Origin of the sequence: Hornefia porci (assembly GCF_001940235.1) — a bacterium.
Lineage (GTDB): Bacteria > Bacillota > Clostridia > Peptostreptococcales > Anaerovoracaceae > Aminicella > Aminicella porci.
Window position 1 is genome coordinate 937698 of the sequence record NZ_MJIE01000001.1, and the last position, 17846, is coordinate 955543.

Consider the following 17846-nt stretch of genomic DNA (forward strand, 5'->3'; position numbering starts at 1 on the left):
GTCCTCCTGGCTTTCATTTTCGTTTCTTCTGGTTTGAAATTCCCGATAAATATTTCACTTTTTCGTTGTATTTTCCTTACCGGCTAATTCCTCGATCCGTTCGTCAAACCTCTTGATCTTGTCTACGAGATACTCGTAAGTGATCAGATATTCTGACAGTGTTTCCTTATCCAGACCTTCCAGTTCCAGATTCCTGAGCCACTTTACATGTGCTATCGTCCAGTAGGTTTTCCCGCCTTCAAAGCGTTTCCCCTTCCTGAGTACGAATGACAGTATCTGCTGCTTGATCTTCTTCAGCATCAGCTTCTGATCGTCTCTCATCCGGATATATTCCTTGATGGATACATCTTCTTCATCCGGAACATAGACCTCACTGTATGTTCGGAATGCCAGGCATCTGGCTATGTTCGCCGCGTCACGTCGATCTGTCTTTACACGGTTTGTGTTAGTGATCGCCATCGTTGTCGGTGCCAGAATCCTGCACTCTACTGCATGAGCCTTAAGCTGATTGTAGAGTGAATATCCCAGGCATCCCGCCTCGTAGCCGCAGACGAATCTCACTTCACTTTCATATCTTTCACGGATGCGTTCCATATATTTGAGGATCATTCTGTAATCCGCAGGAATCGTCTGTTTGTACTCGACCTTATTGCGGTCATAGGTGTAACAGCATAAAGTGTAACTTTCCTTATGGACACCCATTTCAACATAAACTATAGTATTCATAGTGGCCTCCTTTTGTATGCGGTAATCCCCGCTTCTGAGTTGTTTCGATTAACTTCAGTATACGTTGCTACAAACCGGAGGTCACTTCATATTGTCTCCATACGAGATTCCTTATCTCTTCCCATTGGTACATTGTCCAGATGCTTCGCTTCCCTGTCATAGTGCAGGACCTGATCGGACAGGACATCCTTTGGAGATACCACGCCTTCATTCCTGTTCGCTTCTCTAACCATTTTTGTAAGCTCGGCAGGATCAAGCCCGAAAGACTCGAGGATGATGAGATATTCATGCAGGGAACTCGGAAGTGCATAATATCCTTCACCCAGACTCTCTGCAATCTTCTCCTGCATGCCGGGATAGAACATGGCAGCCGCACCATACCGGCATTCACTGTTGGAGAGTACATACATCATGGCTTTGTCTTCAGAAGCGACCGACCCGGTATTATCAAGAATATTGTCCCCTCCGATTCCGAACAGGCTGGACTGCATATCCCTTAACGTCGGGGGTGCGTTTCGCCAGGCATCCGCCATGGCATTTTCAAAAAGCTCCCGCCTGTCATATCCGTTATGCTCCATCAGATCATTGGTGATGCTGACAAGGCCTGCGCCGTTCTCATCGCTGATCTGAATATCCAGTGCTACGGCAAGCCCGTGCCCCACATTCATACACGGCCTGTCCTGAAGGAACTGTCTATTTCTCTTAACCTCCACCAGACGCATGGTGATTTGTTCCCGAATACTTTCATACGGCATTTCCATAGGCATTCTTTCCATGCTCACCGGCCCCATATCTTTTGTTTCCATATATGCCTTTGCGATATTATCCGCGATCAGATCCATGGACATGCCTCGTTCATGATCCCTGTATGCATCATCCAGATAGAACGTCGGCGCTGCATTTCTGGTCTCCTGCCGGAACACCAGGCCGTGCAGCACCTGATCATTGACCTTGACGACCTCCTGCATGGACAGTTCCAGGCCTGCCCTTGCATCCATCGGTATGAATTCCGGTATTTTATTCATCATTTCTCTGCAAAATTCAGTGCTGTTCATTCCTCTTCCCTTCCTTTCTCAGAATCTGCGCAATGCACTCTGTGATCTCGCGGAGCCTTTTCTTCTGCTCCTCTGTCTGTTTCATTCTGTTGATTTCCTCCATGAATCCTGTCTCCTTTCCTCTTCCATAGGTTTTCATGATTTTGCCTAAAGTCCGAGCATCTCCTGGACGACCCGGTCGCTCATCTTGACTGCCCCGACGAGTACCAGCATGTTAAAGGCCAGTTCACCGATATACTTCCATACCATCGCAGCCGGCGCGGCATCCGTATCCACCACCGGCGGGCTTGATGCGAACAGACTGAATATGATACAGGCCCGTACGATGATCGCTCCTTCCATGCATACCGCCAGGTATGATTTCAGAAAGCTCTTTCCGATGTTCTGCGTCGGCTGTCCGACAAAGGTTGCAAGCGGTATTGGGGCGATGGCGGTGTACATATACAGCCTGAAAAACCTTCCATAGACCGTCAGTATGATGATGAAGGACATCACTGTGATGAAAAGACTGCCGATCAGTGTCACCGCCCACAGCGGGATGCTCTCAAAGAATCCGCAGTCTTCGATCGACTTGATCATCTCATTCGGCAGAGTCACTTTCTGTGCGCTTCCGATCCCTGCAGTCCGCATGATAGAGCTCATCATACCTTGTACAATCTAGAAGATTGCGAGCATCAGCTGCAGTCCGTACGTAACTACACCCTTGGCAATGGCAAAGCGCAGGAACAGTTTCAGAGCATGCTCGGGTCTTTTGATCTCGCCGAGATTGGCACTGGTCTTGACCACACCTGCCAGGAAAAACAGCACCAGCAGCGCCAGTCCCACCGCCTGCAGTGCACCATTGATATTCAGGATCACATGCCAGATGCCGCCTCCCTTGAACTTCTCAGGTGACATGGTGAGAAGCTGCCAGACTTCTGCCAGCTTCTCGTTCCATGTCGTCAGGGCATTCATCAGGTTCTGTACTACCCAGTTATCTGACACTTATCTCTGCCTCCCTTCCGGCAACTGCTGATAATAACGAATGCTCCGGCGCATGCTAGAGCTGCTGCAAGTAACTTCTTCATGTGGTTTCACCTCCGATCTCCCTGAATCAGGACATAATAAAAGACCGGTCAGCGTATTTGCCAACCGGCCATGTAATATATAAGTCAGGATGCTCTATTGATTATTTCACAACGAAAGGCGCCAGATATAACGGCTTTTTCCGAAGGCTGCCTTCTTCACCAACATCCTTTTGCGACAGCAGATAAGTAGAATCCACATTACCTGAATACTTCCTTGTGAACTCAGTGATCGATTCATGCTTTCCGATTCCCGATGACTTCACCTCTATCGCAGAGACCTTACTCCCTTTTGAGATCAGAAAGTCGACCTCATAATAATGAGTACTGTTCGGTTTTTCCCACGTATGATAATACAGTTCCCGACCTGAAGAATTGATCATCTGTGCAACAAGATTCTCATATAAGAACCCAAGATTAGCTGGAAGCTTATCCGACAGAAGCTTTGAATATAGCACATTTTCGACTGAAGGTCTGTCCAGGAACATAGCAGTCACGAACAAGCCTGTGTCCGACAGATACAGCTTATAGCTATCAAAATCCTTAGTATCCGTCAGGCTGACCCTGGGATCAGTTGAATTGTAACACGGTATGATTGTCCTGGAATCTATCAGCTCGTAGAGCAGTTCTTCAGCCCTGGTATTGCCTCTCTTGCCAATGGCAGAATTTATCCTGTACTTTCTGGCATCTTTTGCTAACTGTGCCGGAATAGCGTGATACATAGAAGAAATCCTTCCCGACGGATCGATTTTCCTGAAGTCATCTTCATACAGCTGAATGATCTGCCGCTTCACCTGATCGATGTCGGAAAAATTATTACCTGCAAGATAAGATTCTACTGCCTGCGGCATGCCGCCGACCGCCATATAGAGTCTCAGATCCCGCATCAGCTTTCTGTTTGTTGCCTGCCCGATCGGTCTGTTCGTTTCATATATTTTTTCGAGCAGTGAATACTCATATCCTACAGCATCACAGAACTCCTCATAGTCCATCGGGTAGACCTGTATTTTCATCTCTTCTGACGGTATCAGAATGTCCTTTACATTCTTCCTGATCGAAATGAGAGATCCTGTTTCCAGGTAATGGTACCTTCCGTCCTTGACCAAATGCTTGATCGCCTGCCTGGCATTCGGAAACAATTGTACTTCATCAAATATAATAAGGGATTCTCCCTTATACAGCGTTATGCCTGTCTCTGCCTGAAGTCTCAGAAAAAAAACATCCAGATTCCCAATATCATTAAAGCATTGTAATATATTATCCGCATCCTTTGAAAAATCGATCAGAATATAGGATCTATATTCATTGCGGGCAAAATGCTCTGCAATAGTTGACTTGCCCACACGCCTTGCTCCCTCCAGCAGCACTGCGTACTGATCCGCATAATTCTGCTTCCATTCCAGAAGCCTTGGGTACACTTTTCTCTTGAATATCATACTCATATTCTCCTCTCTAACCTGATAGTATCACCGATTCTGCATTTCTTCAATCTTTATGTCCTATAAATTCTGCATTTCTTCAAAATTTTTCTCTTTATATGCATTTCTTCAAACTATTAATCGCGCAATATATGCATTTCTTCAGAATTGGAACTCCCCTGAATCAGGACATAATAAAAGACCGATCAGTACATTTGCCAACCGGCCATGTAACCGGCAGCATTGCTGCTGCCATGAGTATGGGCTCCTAACCTACGATCAGGTCCAGGATCTCTTTCGAAAAGTTATAATAATCCCGCCCGTCAGGGTCAGGAACCCGTTGGCGCGTTGTGACGAATCGTGGGACTTCAGCGACAAGCCGACCTGCACGATACCAAACCCCAGCAGGATCATGCCAATCGCTCTGATCAGACTGAAAATGAATGTGGACAAATTATTAACCGTTGTGATCGGATCCCCTGCCGCAAATACCATCTGCACACCGAGGGTCACGGAACATACTATGCCGCCGTATATGACCAGCATACGACAGCCTCTTCTCTCAAGTTTACTCATTTCTTCAAGCTCAGTTGTCTTACTCTTCTTCATAGATGTCTTCTTCCTCAGATTATTCGTATTATTTAGCAATATCCTCTTACGACAGCAGCTCGTATCCTGCGCTGTCAATTCCTGCGGCATCGGCTGCATCCGCAAAGTCCGTTGTGAGCGAGATGGTGAATTTGACATCTTTTGCTTCCCCGTGTATATACGGCTCCGCCCTGCCGTCCGATGTCATATCGATGTTCGGATGCTTCAACAGATCATACTTCAGATCTTTGACCGGTCTTTCGCCTCTGATGAACAGCAGCGCAAACTGATTGTCAAGCATTCTGACCTCATCGGGTGTCATAAGCTCACGGCCTGTGATCTGATCGTTTTTGCTGTAATTGCCGTTCCTGCCAAAACTTCGCCCATAGGTATTCATGTCTATAGTCTCTTTGCCCAGCAGTTCCGAAATATACTTGTGTGTGCTCTGCTCGTTTCCGCCGAGATATACCCGTTCATCACAGTTGCCTGTGATCGACTCCCATTGTTTCTCGAACAAAGCCTTCAGCTGCGCCATGTTCTGCAGGATGATGCTGACGGAAACCTCTCTTGATCTGTTGAGCGACTTTACTTAAACTGAAGTGCTAATTATTTCAGCTGTCCGGCGGTTTTATTTGAACTGAGAATCGACATCAGCTCCGCTGCTGCGAACACAGAAACCGGCATTTTGGAGCCCTTTCCCTTGTAAAATCAGTGTTTCGCATATTGTCGCATCCAATCGTATCATCAGGTTTTCATAGCATGTTTCCGGACCAATTCTACCCGTCATTTCCCAAGTTTTTCGAGAAATGACCACTCAATATTTTTTTATTATCAATCCGGCGTTTTATTAAAGTTGGGCCGCTGCCCGCTCCCCCAACTCAAATGCGACTGTTCTGATAAGATCCGATATCATCTTAAAGTCTTAAAGTACACTCGGAATATCCCTTTAGAAGACAGTTATCTCAGTTTACCAGATTCATTATCTTGCACGTGCTTCACCATCTACACTTGAAGTCGACATTTTCGTCTTCAAATTTTGATATTCACCTAAGCAAACCGTCTGCAAACCATAATACTGCTTTTATCTCAAAACCAGCGGTGGATTAGCCAGTGATTCTTTCACCGTCCGCTTATAGTCATCAATCTCCATTAGCCTTGTAATGGTCGTGATACGCTTGCCTGCGTCCTTACTGCTTGCTCCGCAATGATAAACCTTCATATTTGCGGTGCCGTTATCCAAAACGATGTATCTATCATGCGCCCTCTTCTGCGACTGCAAGAAAGTCACAGTTTTCTTAGGGTATTCAGTGATGAAATCGTTATATTCTGCAAGCTTGAGGATCCGGTTCCTGTTGTCACTGATGATCGTCAGATCAACTCCTGCCTTTGCATGCACAAGGTGCTGAAGAGTCTTAACGCTGATGTAATCGTCAACTATAACAATAGACTTTTTCGCGCTGCGGTAGATCTTCTGATAAGCAACATCTGCCTTGAATGGCTGTCCGTCCAGAATCAGGATTTCCTCTGCGTCGATTCCCTGGTCGAAGTTCTTCATGAAGGCGGAGGGATCCGCTCTGGTGATCATGTTGTCTTTGATTTCCCTTACCTCACTCTCTAACAATGCCTGCTTTCCATATAGCCGGAACAAATCCTGCTCGGGTAATAGCCCTTGGTTTACAGAAATATACTGTCGCATGATTTTAAATGCTCGCATGATTGCAACGCTCTGCTGTTCTGCCAGCTCACCCTTCAGCACTGTTGCAAGTTGGTAAACGCCTTGTTCAGTAAACACATACGGAGGTTTTCTTCGACCGCCATGACTTGATGTTGAATTTTTCAACATCAAGTCATCATACTCATCTTTTGTCAACTGGAACATGAAATCTTCCGGAAATCGGTTGGTGTTATGTTTCACCTGCAGATTTAGATATCTGGTTTCATATCCGTATATCTCAGCAAGATCACTGTCCAGCATGACCTGCTGTCCGCGGATCACATATATTTTATCTTTCAGTGATTGCTCATCGACAATCATGATCTCGTTCTTTTCATCCATGTATTGTCTCCTGATCTCTGATTTGATATCGCATTCTTCGATATCAAGATTGTATATATTGTTATGAAATAACAATTCCACTCAGGTATTCTCTAAAATCACAATTTGTGACCTTAAAAGATGCCCTTATCTTATGCATTCATTCTAACACAGAACAACACACCCTTCTATGGCGAAAAATGCATGGGAATCCGGTATTTTGCTCTCTACGCCGTCGTAGCTTGCATCCTCGCTTCGGGCAAGCCTGACGGCTGACCTGCCTACGGCTCTGCAAGGGACTTATAACCCTTGCAATCGCCGGGTTAGGGGCAAGCAAAAACCCCTGAACATGCATGAAATGTGCATTTTCAGGGGTTCCTCCAGTCTTTCTAAGCCTTGGAAATTCAGTATTTCCAAGTGCCCATCAGTTTCAGGACTTTATGCCCTGAAACGCAAGGGTTCCGACCTGACGGCAGCGCCGTAATGATCCGGGGGGAAACCTTATTTGTTCATCTGCGCAGCAACCTCAGCCGCGAAATCCTCTTCCTTCTTCTCGATTCCTTCGCCGACCTCGTAGCGTACCATCTCTGTGACGGTCATATCCTTGCCCAGAGCCTTTGAGGCCTCGGCAACATACTCGGCAACGCTCTGATCGCTGTTCTTGACAAATTTCTGATCAACCAGGCAGACATCCTTCAGAATCGCTTTGATCTTGCCCGGAATTATTCTGTCCAGCAGTTCCGGTTTCTTGCCTTCGTTCAGCAGCTGCTGTCTGGCGATTTCAGTTTCGTTTTCCAACCACGCAGGGTCAACCTCGCTCTCGTTCACAAATCTCGGGCTCATTGAAGCCACCTGCATCGCGACGTCCTTCGCGGTAACCTCGATCTCTTCAGCGGTCGCATCTGTCTTGATTCCGACGATGACTCCGATCAGACCGCCATTGTGAAGATATCCGGTGTAAACCGTTCCCGGCGTATTCATTCTGACGAATCTTCTGATGTTCATATTCTCGCCGATCTTGCTGATTTTAGCCGTCAGTGCATCCTTGACAGTGCCTTCTCCTTCGTAAGGCATCGCCATGAAGTCATCCAGAGAATCAGACGGAGCATCAAGCGCTTTCTTTGCCAGAGTCTCAACAAACTCGATGAATTCAGGGTTCTTAGCAACAAAATCAGTCTCGGAGTTGACCTCAACGACAGCTGCCTCGCTGTGATCCTCGTTGAACGCAACTCTGACCAGACCTTCAGCTGCGATTCTGTCAGCCTTCTTGGCCGCCTTCGACAATCCCTTCTCACGAAGCACGTCGATAGCCTTGTCGATGTCGCCGTCAGTCTCCATCAGCGCTTTCTTGCAGTCCATCATGCCCGCGCCGGTTTTATCTCTGAGTTCCTTTACTAACTTTGCAGTTACTGCCATGTTCTATTCCTCCATATCGTGATTATTCAGCGTCAACAGTCTCTTCAGCAGGAGCCTCCGCCTCTGCCTCACCCTCAGCCGGGCCTTCGTCGAAGCTCTCACCCTGGTTTCCTTCAATTACGGCATCCGCCATCTTGCTGGAAATCAGCTTGACTGCTCTGATCGCATCGTCGTTTGCCGGAATGATGTAATCAACATCGTCCGGATCACAGTTGGTGTCCACGATACCGACAACCGGAATGTTCAGGATGCGGGCCTCCTTGACGGCAATTCTCTCTTTTTTGGGATCGACGATGAAGAGAGCTCCCGGCATTCCCTTCATATCACGGATTCCGCCCAGGAACTTCTGGAGTTTGTCATGCTCAGCTCTGAGCTTTGTGACTTCCTTCTTCGACAGTTTCTCAAAGGTTCCGTCCTCCTCCATCTTCTCGATGTCGTTCAGTCTCTTAATTCTGCCGCTGATGGTTTTGTAGTTGGTCAGCATTCCGCCCAGCCATCTCTGATTGACGTAATACTGTCCGCATCTGGTAGCCTCGTCAAAGATCGCGTTCTGCGCCTGCTTCTTTGTTCCCACAAAGAGAATCGGCTTGCCGGATTCGGCAACGTCCTTCATGAACGCATACGCTTCCTCGATTTTCTTAACCGTCTTCTGCAGATCGATAATGTAGATTCCATTTCTCTCTGTGAAGATGTACGGAGCCATCTTAGGGTTCCATCTCCTGGTCTGATGTCCAAAATGAACACCGGCTTCCAGTAACTGTTTCATTGAAATTACTGCCATTTTGTTATACCTCCTGGTTTTCTCCACCCACTCGGCCTACTCTGACATCCAAACCGCAGGTGCGGCACCATCATGCAGACAGCCGGGTGTGATAAATTTCTATGGTTCAAAAGGCGAACCACCAATAATTATATGCGATATCTCGGGGAATTGCAAGCCTTTTTAGCCGTTTTACCCTGTAATTTGCAAGGGTTTTACAAAGTATTTTCCGGCGTGCTTTTCGACGGATGCGGCAGCGGATCGGAGCCGGAGCCCTCAGCTCCGAACAAAAAAAGAACTGTGAAAAACCTGAACAAAAAAACAGGATCCGGGAAAGATCCTGCCGTGTGGTGACCCCATCGAGAATCGAACTCGAGTTACCGCCGTGAAAGGGCGGTGTCTTAACCGCTTGACCATGGGGCCATATAATGAAGAAGAACCGAACCGGCAGCGACCTACTTTCCCGGGCAGTCACCCGCCAAGTATCATCGGCGCTGAAGAGCTTAACTTCTGTGTTCGGGATGGGAACAGGTGTGACCTCCTCGCTATCGCCACCGGATTCAGTTCTTCTGAGAGCTGGTACCCTCAAAACCGAACAATGGTTCCTGCTTCTTCATCACATTCCGGAATGCCTTCCGGCCAAGCTTTCGGTCTATTAGTATCGGTCAGCTCAATACGTTGCCGTACTTACACCTCCGACCTATCAACGTGGTAGTCTCCCACGGACCTTACCTTGCGGGGGAGATCTCTTCTCGTGGAGGGCTTCGCACTTAGATGCTTTCAGCGCTTATCCCGTCCCTGCGTAGCTACCCAGCTGTGCCCTTGGCAGAACAACTGGTGCACCAGAGGCAAGTCCGTCCCGGTCCTCTCGTACTAAGGACAGCCCCACTCAGATCTCCAACGCCCACAGCGGATAGGGACCGAACTGTCTCACGACGTTCTGAACCCAGCTCGCGTACCTCTTTAATGGGCGAACAGCCCAACCCTTGGGACCTACTCCAGCCCCAGGATGAGACGAGCCGACATCGAGGTGCCAAACACCCCCGTCGATGTGAACTCTTGGGGGGTATCAGCCTGTTATCCCCAGGGTAGCTTTTATCCGTTGAGCGATGGCCCTTCCACTCGGAACCACCGGATCACTAAGCCCGACTTTCGTCCCTGCTCGACCTGTCTGTCTCGCAGTCAAGCTCCCTTCTGCCTTTGCACTCTTCGCGCGATTTCCGTCCGCGCTGAGGGAACCTTTGGGCGCCTCCGTTACTCTTTAGGAGGCGACCGCCCCAGTCAAACTGCCCGCCTGCCACTGTCCCGGCGCCGGCTTACGACGCACGGTTAGAACCCCAACGCTGCAAGGGTGGTATCCCAACGATGACTCCTTAAATACTGGCGTACTTAATTCATAGTCTCCCACCTATCCTGTACATGCAGCGCCGAGGCTCAATATCAGGCTGCAGTGAAGCTCCATGGGGTCTTTCCGTCCTGCTGCGGGTAGCCGGCATCTTTACCGGCACTACAATTTCACCGAGTCCATTGTCGAGACAGCGCCCAGATCATTACGCCTTTCGTGCGGGTCGGAACTTACCCGACAAGGAATTTCGCTACCTTAGGACCGTTATAGTTACGGCCGCCGTTTACTGGGGCTTCAGTTCCGTGCTTCGATTGCTCTGACACTTTCCCTTAACCTTCCAGCACCGGGCAGGCGTCAGCCCCTATACTTCAGCTTTCGCTTTCGCAGAGACCTGTGTTTTTGGTAAACAGTTGCCTGGGCCTTTTCACTGCGACCACGTCTCCGTGGTACCCCTTCTCCCGAAGTTACGGGGTCATTTTGCCGAGTTCCTTGACAATGGTTCTCTCGCTCACCTTAGGATTCTCTCCTCATCTACCTGTGTCGGTTTGCGGTACGGGCACCTTGGGTCTCGCCAGCGGCTTTTCTTGACGGCGTGAAATCGGCTGCTTCCGGCTCTCTTGCCTCCCCTTAACGCCTCAGTTCCACATGAACGGACTTCCCTGCTCATGCTCCCTCAACGCTTGGACGCGCTCGACCAGCGGCGCGCTCAGCCTATCCTTCCGTGTCCCCGCTTCACTCTGCGACCTTCGGTGGTACAGGAATCTCTGCCTGTTTTCCATCGACTACGGCTTTCGCCCTCGCCTTAGGACCCGACTAACCCTGAGTGGACGAACCTTCCTCAGGAAACCTTGGATTTTCGGTGGACAGGATTCTCACCTGCCTTGCGCTACTCATGCCAACATTCTCTCTCGTGTACTGTCCACGGTCTCTTTCAATTCCGCTTCTGCCTGCACACGATGCTCCCCTACCATACTTCTCAGTATCCGCGGCTTCGGTATCAGGTTTCAGCCCCGTTCATCTTCGGCGCAGGGTCACTCGACTAGTGAGCTATTACGCACTCTTTGAATGAATGGCTGCTTCTGAGCCAACATCCTAGCTGTCCAAGCAACCCCACATCCTTTTCCACTTAACCTGAATTTCGGGACCTTAGCCGGCGGTCTGGGCTGTTTCCCTTTCGACCATGAAACTTATCTCACATGGTCTGACTCCCGTGTATGATGCTCTGGTATTCGGAGTTTGATAGTTTTCGGTAACCGGTGAAGGCCCCTAGAACATTCAGTGCTCTACCCCCAGGCATCTTTCCACGAGGCTAGCCCTAAAGCTATTTCGGGGAGAACCAGCTATCTCCGGGTTCGATTGGAATTTCACCGCTATCCACACGTCATCCCAACCTTTTTCAACAGATATGGGTTCGGTCCTCCATGTCCTTTTACGGACACTTCAACCTGCACATGGATAGGTCACCCGGTTTCGGGTCTACAGCATGCAACTGCGGCCGGTTAAGACTCGGTTTCCCTTCGGCTCCGGTGCTCCAGCACCTTAACCTCGCTGCACACCATAACTCGTTGGCCCGTTCTACAAAAAGTACGAGGTCACTTTCGCTCCCTCCGATTGTAGGCATAAGGTTTCAGGTTCTCTTTCACTCCCCTCCCGGGGTTCTTTTCACCTTTCCCTCACGGTACTCTTCTCTATCGGTCACTGGGTAGTATTTAGGCTTGGAGGGTGGTCCCCCTTCTTCAGACCGGGTTTCACGTGTCCGGCCCTACTCCGGATCCCATCCTGCAGCTCATCCTTTCGTCTACGGGAGTTTTACCCTCTTCGCTCTGACTTTCCAGTCATGTTCCACTAGGATGTTACTGTCTTCTGATGGTCCTAAACCCGGGTGCAAGCACCCGGTTTGGCCTCTTTCCCGTTCGCTCGCCGCTACTTGGGAAATCGCGTTTGCTTTCTCTTCCTGCGGGTACTTAGATGTTTCAGTTCCCCGCGTTGCCTTATGTCATACTACTTTACTCGCATGACTATGCCTGAGCATTACCTCAGGCGGGTTCCCCCATTCGGATATCTGCGGATCACCGGATATGTGCTCCTTCCCGCAGCTTTTCGCAGCTTGTCACGTCCTTCTTCGGCTCCCAGTGCCAAGGCATCCGCCTTATGCCCTTCTTTGCTTGGCCTTTTCCTGTATGCCGCGCTTTCGCGCTTCATACGGTTCTCCTTGGCTGCCATACATGGCGCTCATGTATGGGCTTTCTTTGTCAAAAAACTTTTCCTGTTTTTCGCTTTCTTGGCTTCTCGGTTGAAATCGTAGATTTCTTACCCTATTTGCTTAGCTTCTTCGCTAATACCTATACGATATTTCATCTCGATCTCTTTTCTGTGATGCATTGTTTGCATTTTCCATTGTTCGATTTTCAAGGTACTTCCGCAGGCCTCCTTTTCCGGCCCGCCTTCATCAGCCTCTTCGGCTAATGGTGGAGAATAAGGGATTCGAACCCTTGACCCCCTGCGTGCAAAGCAGGTGCTCTCCCATCTGAGCTAATTCCCCTTATCTCCATGGCTCTCGCCATGGGGCTTACCTCAGTAAACCCATAGACAGCAAACGTGTCTCCCTAGAAAGGAGGTGATCCAGCCGCACCTTCCGATACGGCTACCTTGTTACGACTTCACCCCAGTCACCGGTTTTGCCTTAGGCAGCCTTTTCGACCGACTTCGGGCACCCCCGGCTTCCATGGTGTGACGGGCGGTGTGTACAAGACCCGGGAACGCATTCACCGCGGCATTCTGATCCGCGATTACTAGCAACTCCGGCTTCGTGCAGGCGGGTTTCAGCCTGCAGTCCGAACTGGGACCGCCTTTAGGGTTTCGCTCCGGCTCGCGCCTTCGCCTCCCTCTGTGACGGCCATTGTAGCACGTGTGTCGCCCAGGACATAAGGGGCATGATGATTTGACGTCATCCCCGCCTTCCTCCGGGTTGTCCCCGGCAGTCCCACTAGAGTGCCCAACTGAATGATGGCAACTAATGGCAGGGGTTGCGCTCGTTGCGGGACTTAACCCAACATCTCACGACACGAGCTGACGACAACCATGCACCACCTGTCTCCTCTGCTCCGAAGAGGGGACCGGCATTACCCGGCCTTTCAGAGGGATGTCAAGCCCTGGTAAGGTTCTTCGCGTTGCTTCGAATTAAACCACATGCTCCGCTGCTTGTGCGGGTCCCCGTCAATTCCTTTGAGTTTCACACTTGCGTGCGTACTCCCCAGGCGGAGCACTTAATGCGTTTGCTCCGGCACCGAACTCTTGCGAGCCCGACACCTAGTGCTCATCGTTTACGGCGTGGACTACCAGGGTATCTAATCCTGTTTGCTACCCACGCTTTCGTGCCTCAGTGTCAGTTACAGTCCAGAAGGCCGCCTTCGCCACCGGTGTTCCTCCTAATATCTACGCATTTCACCGCTACACTAGGAATTCCGCCTTCCCCTCCTGTACTCAAGCCTTACAGTTCGCGGGGCCAACGACAGTTGGGCTGTCGCCTTATACCCTACGCTTGCAAAGCCACCTACGCACTCTTTACGCCCAGTAATTCCGGATAACGCTCGCCCCCTACGTGTTACCGCGGCTGCTGGCACGTAGTTAGCCGGGGCTTCCTCCAAAGGTACCGTCATTCTTCTTCCCTTTGGACAGAAGTTTACGACCCGAAGGCCTTCCTCCTTCACGCGGCGTTGCTGCATCAGGCTTGCGCCCATTGTGCAATATTCCCCACTGCTGCCTCCCGTAGGAGTCTGGACCGTGTCTCAGTTCCAATGTGGCCGTTCACCCTCTCAGGCCGGCTACTGATCGTCGCCTTGGTGAGCCGCTGCCTCACCAACCAGCTAATCAGACGCGGGACCATCCCTGACCGATAAATCTTTGGCAGATGGACCATGCGGTCTCTCTGCGTTATGGGGTATTAATCGAAGTTTCCCTCGGCTGTCCCCCTGTCAAGGGCAGGTTTCCCACGCGTTACTCACCCGTCCGCCGCTTTCCATCCCGGAATTCTACCGAAGCTTCCTTCCGCGATTTCTCGCTCGACTTGCATGTGTTAAGCACGCCGCCAGCGTTCATCCTGAGCCAGGATCAAACTCTTAATGAAAATGGTATATTAAGCCTTTCGGCTTACTATCTCTTTCCTTCCGTTTAATCCGGTCAGACGCTAACGTCTGTTTCTACAGTTGTTTCTGTTACCGTATTACTGTTTTAGGAAATCTTGGGGATCATTTGGTACATGATCCAAGGTTGTTTCAACCTGTTTCTTTTTGTCTTGTTTGACTTTCGTTTCCTGTCTATGTGGTTTTCTAGGTTCTTCCGGAACCCTTCATTTTTCAAGGTTTCCGTGCTCGCGTGTGCCGCGAACATTTAATATATTACCACCTGTTTACTCCCTTGTCAACATCTTTTTTCCGGTTTTGCAAACTTCTTTTTTGACCCGTTGTGAAAAGGTTATTTCTACCTTTATATAGAGCAAAACAACGCCGTCCGCTCTTCAGCCTCTGTTTCTCAATTCACCGTCAGTGTAACAGTGTCCGTCGGTACGACAGCGGCCGAATCGGATCTGTCAGGCTCACCTGAAGTACTGCTGAAACTGCTCGTTCAGATATTGCGTAAACGCCTTTCTCGCCTTCAGGTAGCAGTCCCTTCCAAGCTCAACCCTGCATCCGTTGCTGAAGGTGATGCTTTGCTGCTTCATACACTCCACCTTTTCAAAATTGATGATGATTCCGTCCGAACACCTGTAAAACTGCCGGCCCAGACATCCCGCAATATTATCCAGCTTCTCATAATACTGGAAATCTCCGCTTTCCGCTTTTATCTCCAGTTTTCGGTAATTCCTGGAAATCATCATTACATCGCTGATTCGCACTCTCGTCGTACAAGCTTTTGTTACAATCGGCAGGTAACCCACATTCATGTCAACCATCATAAGCCTCCTCTCCTCTTCATTATCTCTCTTACAAAATGCTCATGTCTAAAAATAATGTGTGTATTCATTATTTTACCGCAAGTGTGCGAATTTATCACTGGACCTTTTCCGACTCTAACTGCTTTTTTGCCTCCCTTTCTCCGACCTCTACCGACCTTTGCCTACCTTTTACCGACCTTTTCCGACCCGCATCCCCCTCACGCTCTCCCGGCATCAACAAAAAACACCCGCAAATGCAGGTGTCTTCATTCTTATATACCTGTGCTCGCAGATTTGTGACTCGCATGCCTGTGATTCGCATATCTGCAGTCTGTCCCACGGTTCTCTCCGCAGGCCCGCATCCCGAACTGTGCGGGGGGCTACTCAGAAGCCCCGGGTTCCTCCGGCAGCTCCTCCTCCGGCAGCTCTTCTCCCTGAGCCCCGTCTTCAGCGGAAGGCTCCTCTTCAGAAAACTTTTCCGCAGGAGCCGCATCCCGGAGCTCCGCATCATCTGCAGGATCCTCAAATTCCACATCGGAAGCAGTTTCGTCACGCTCATAGGTGATCAGTCCCTCCGCAATCTCCCAGGCCGCGATGGAAACCGGCCGGTCGCAGTGTGCGTCCTCCGTCAGCGCAGGCTTTCCATCGATCAGGTCGCGGGCCCGCTTGGCCGCCAGAATCGCGATTGTATAACGGCTGTCCGCTTTTTTTCTGATTTCATTTATTGACGGGTATAACATTTAGATTTCCTCCTTATATTTCTCAATCAGTTCGTTTATATTCTCCGTCACCCGGGAGTGCTCCGCGACGACGATCGCTTTGACGCGATCCACCGCCTCCTCCAGTTCCCCGTTCACGACGACATAATCATATTCTTCGATATACGACAGCTCTCCCAGCGTTTTGGAAAGACGCATATCAATAATCTCCATGCTGTCTGTTCCCCGTCCCGTCAGACGCTTGCGCAGTATCGACATCGACGGCGGAAGAATAAAGATGAAAATTCCGTCAGGATACGCCTTCTTTACATTCATTGCACCCTGGATATCGATTTCCAAAACAACGTCAATTCCGGCTTCAAGTTTTTCGATGACCTTCGCCTTCGGCGTGCCGTAGCAGTTTCCGTACACCTCCGCGTGCTCCAGAAATCCGTCCGCGAGAACATTCTCCCGGAACTGCTCCATCGTCACAAAATAATAACTGACCCCGTCTACCTCTCCCTTTCTGGGCGGGCGGGTCGTCATCGATACTGACAGTTCCATTCTGTCCGGATCACTGTCCTCAATCAGTCTTTTGCAGATCGTCCCTTTTCCCGCTCCGGAAGGACCTGAAATGATAAACAGCTTCCCCGTATGCTGTGCGTAAGCTTCCATTCTAACTCCTCTGATTGTCATTTTGTCGAAACAAAATTATACCACGTTTGCGGTTCCGGTTCAAGTCCTGTCCGGGGAACAAAGGATATGCCCGCCGGGTAAATAAAGGACTATTCGATGTTCTGCACCTGTTCGCGAATTTTCTCTATTTCTGCCTTAATCTGCAGCATCAGCGACGTAATCTCGAGACTGTTTGCTTTAGAACCGATCGTGTTCGCCTCACGATTCATCTCCTGCACCAGGAAGTCCAGCTTCTTCCCATCCGCTCCGCTGCCTTCCGTAATGATCGTCTTCATCTGGTCCATATGACTCTTCAGACGGGTGAGCTCTTCCGTGATGTTACATTTGTCCGCAAAAATCGCCGCCTCCACCATGATCCGGTCCTCGGGAATCTCAACGCTTCCCTCCAGCAGTTCACCAATGCGGTCACGCAGCCGTTTCGCGTACTCCTTCGGGACGTCATCCGCTTTCGTCTCGATACGGGACACCAGTCCGCGGATGAGGTCCGCCCGCATCAGCAGATCCTGCGCCAGCTTCCTGCCCTCCGCAGCCCGCATCTCTTCCAGATTCTCCACTGCCTGCAGCACCGGCGTCAGAATACAGCGCGTCATCTCATCCTCGTCCTCCACATCCGGAATCTGTTTCAGAACCTCCGGCATCTGCGCGATAAGAGACAGGCTGATTTCACCGTCCAGACGGAATTCATTTTTCAGCCGGTTCAGATTTTCGATATACTGATCCGCGACAGGCTCGTTCAGCCGAATTGTCACGTCGCTTTCTGTGATATTCTCCACAAGGACAGAAACGTCTGCCTTTCCCCGGCTGATCTTTTCCCGGATCGTCTTTCTGACTTTGTCTTCCACAAAGGAATATCTGCGCGGCATTCTGACCGCAATATCGCAGTAGCGATGATTTACTGTCCTGATTTCAACGGTAACACTCCGCTTTCCATCTGAAAATTCTCCGCGGCCGAAGCCGGTCATGCTCTTGATCATTTTCTGTCCTCCTGTACGTCCTCTGCCCTGTATAGTCTACCATAATCCGCCTTCATTGACAAACCAATATCGCTCAAGTAGAATAATACTGTTCCGCCGCGGCGGGCGTACCGGCAGGATCAGCCGGAACCGGAAGAA

General features: G+C 49.9%; 14 protein-coding genes, 2 tRNA genes, 3 rRNA genes and 1 pseudogene. All 20 read right to left on the reverse strand.

From position 1 onward, the window contains the following. Window positions 1-54: 54 nt before the first annotated feature. The 20 genes and pseudogenes from BHK98_RS04500 to BHK98_RS04590 all read right to left on the reverse strand — a co-directional run bounded on the left by BHK98_RS04500 (window position 55) and on the right by BHK98_RS04590 (window position 17708). Complete coding sequence (locus tag BHK98_RS04500) at window positions 55-726, reverse strand: IS110 family transposase (protein ID WP_075712386.1); 672 nt, start codon at window positions 724-726, stop codon at window positions 55-57. Window positions 727-812: 86 nt separating this feature from the next. After that, window positions 813-1781: a DUF5688 family protein gene (locus BHK98_RS04505; RefSeq protein WP_075712387.1), complete on the reverse strand. Its 969-nt coding sequence runs from the start codon at window positions 1779-1781 to the stop codon at window positions 813-815. Next, the gene (locus BHK98_RS13495) at window positions 1768-1920 is read right to left on the reverse strand and encodes a hypothetical protein (RefSeq protein WP_158024460.1); all 153 of its coding nucleotides are present in this window, start codon (window positions 1918-1920) and stop codon (window positions 1768-1770) included. Before BHK98_RS13495 ends, BHK98_RS04505 begins: the two co-directional genes overlap by 14 nt. A gap of 8 nt (window positions 1921-1928) precedes the next feature. Further along, window positions 1929-2411 carry a VirB6/TrbL-like conjugal transfer protein, CD1112 family gene (locus tag BHK98_RS14195; RefSeq protein WP_465250937.1) on the reverse strand — a complete coding sequence of 161 codons (483 nt, stop codon included), beginning with the start codon at window positions 2409-2411 and terminating at the stop codon, window positions 1929-1931. Window positions 2412-2438: 27 nt separating this feature from the next. Continuing rightward, complete coding sequence (locus BHK98_RS14200; RefSeq protein WP_465250938.1) at window positions 2439-2765, reverse strand: hypothetical protein; 327 nt, start codon at window positions 2763-2765, stop codon at window positions 2439-2441. A 184-nt stretch (window positions 2766-2949) separates the two neighbouring features. After that, complete coding sequence (locus BHK98_RS04515; RefSeq protein ID WP_075712388.1) at window positions 2950-4281, reverse strand: ATP-binding protein; 1332 nt, start codon at window positions 4279-4281, stop codon at window positions 2950-2952. Window positions 4282-4542: 261 nt separating this feature from the next. Then, window positions 4543-4872: a hypothetical protein gene (locus BHK98_RS04520; RefSeq protein ID WP_465250939.1), complete on the reverse strand. Its 330-nt coding sequence runs from the start codon at window positions 4870-4872 to the stop codon at window positions 4543-4545. A 46-nt stretch (window positions 4873-4918) separates the two neighbouring features. Then, a pseudogene (locus BHK98_RS04525) lies at window positions 4919-5419 on the reverse strand (type IV secretory system conjugative DNA transfer family protein); the annotation flags it as partial. Between the two features lie 513 nt (window positions 5420-5932). Then, complete coding sequence (locus BHK98_RS04530) at window positions 5933-6907, reverse strand: ORF6N domain-containing protein (protein ID WP_075712390.1); 975 nt, start codon at window positions 6905-6907, stop codon at window positions 5933-5935. Window positions 6908-7387: 480 nt separating this feature from the next. Further along, window positions 7388-8302, reverse strand: coding sequence for a translation elongation factor Ts (tsf, locus tag BHK98_RS04535; protein WP_075712391.1), 915 nt, complete (start codon window positions 8300-8302; stop codon window positions 7388-7390). 22 nt (window positions 8303-8324) lie between these two features. Beyond that, entirely contained in the window at window positions 8325-9083 is a 759-nt protein-coding gene (rpsB, locus tag BHK98_RS04540) for a 30S ribosomal protein S2 (protein WP_075712392.1), read from the reverse strand. Between the two features lie 327 nt (window positions 9084-9410). Beyond that, window positions 9411-9485 (reverse strand) — tRNA-Glu (locus BHK98_RS04545). A gap of 19 nt (window positions 9486-9504) precedes the next feature. After that, window positions 9505-9621 (reverse strand): 5S ribosomal RNA (rrf, locus tag BHK98_RS04550). A gap of 76 nt (window positions 9622-9697) precedes the next feature. Further along, a 23S ribosomal RNA gene (locus BHK98_RS04555) occupies window positions 9698-12578 on the reverse strand. Window positions 12579-12873: 295 nt separating this feature from the next. Beyond that, window positions 12874-12949 (reverse strand) — tRNA-Ala (locus BHK98_RS04560). Between the two features lie 68 nt (window positions 12950-13017). After that, a 16S ribosomal RNA gene (locus BHK98_RS04565) occupies window positions 13018-14533 on the reverse strand. Together the 16S, 23S and 5S rRNA genes with 2 tRNA genes alongside form the textbook arrangement of a ribosomal RNA operon. A 468-nt stretch (window positions 14534-15001) precedes the next feature. After that, window positions 15002-15361, reverse strand: coding sequence for a LytTR family transcriptional regulator DNA-binding domain-containing protein (locus tag BHK98_RS04570; RefSeq protein WP_075712393.1), 360 nt, complete (start codon window positions 15359-15361; stop codon window positions 15002-15004). Window positions 15362-15720: 359 nt separating this feature from the next. Continuing rightward, window positions 15721-16080 carry a DNA-directed RNA polymerase subunit omega gene (gene rpoZ / locus BHK98_RS04580; protein WP_075712395.1) on the reverse strand — a complete coding sequence of 120 codons (360 nt, stop codon included), beginning with the start codon at window positions 16078-16080 and terminating at the stop codon, window positions 15721-15723. Continuing rightward, window positions 16081-16713, reverse strand: a complete 633-nt coding sequence (gmk, locus tag BHK98_RS04585; RefSeq protein WP_075712396.1) for a guanylate kinase — start codon at window positions 16711-16713, stop codon at window positions 16081-16083. Window positions 16714-16823: 110 nt separating this feature from the next. After that, complete coding sequence (locus BHK98_RS04590; RefSeq protein WP_075712397.1) at window positions 16824-17708, reverse strand: YicC/YloC family endoribonuclease; 885 nt, start codon at window positions 17706-17708, stop codon at window positions 16824-16826. Between the last annotated feature and the right edge of the window lie 138 nt (window positions 17709-17846).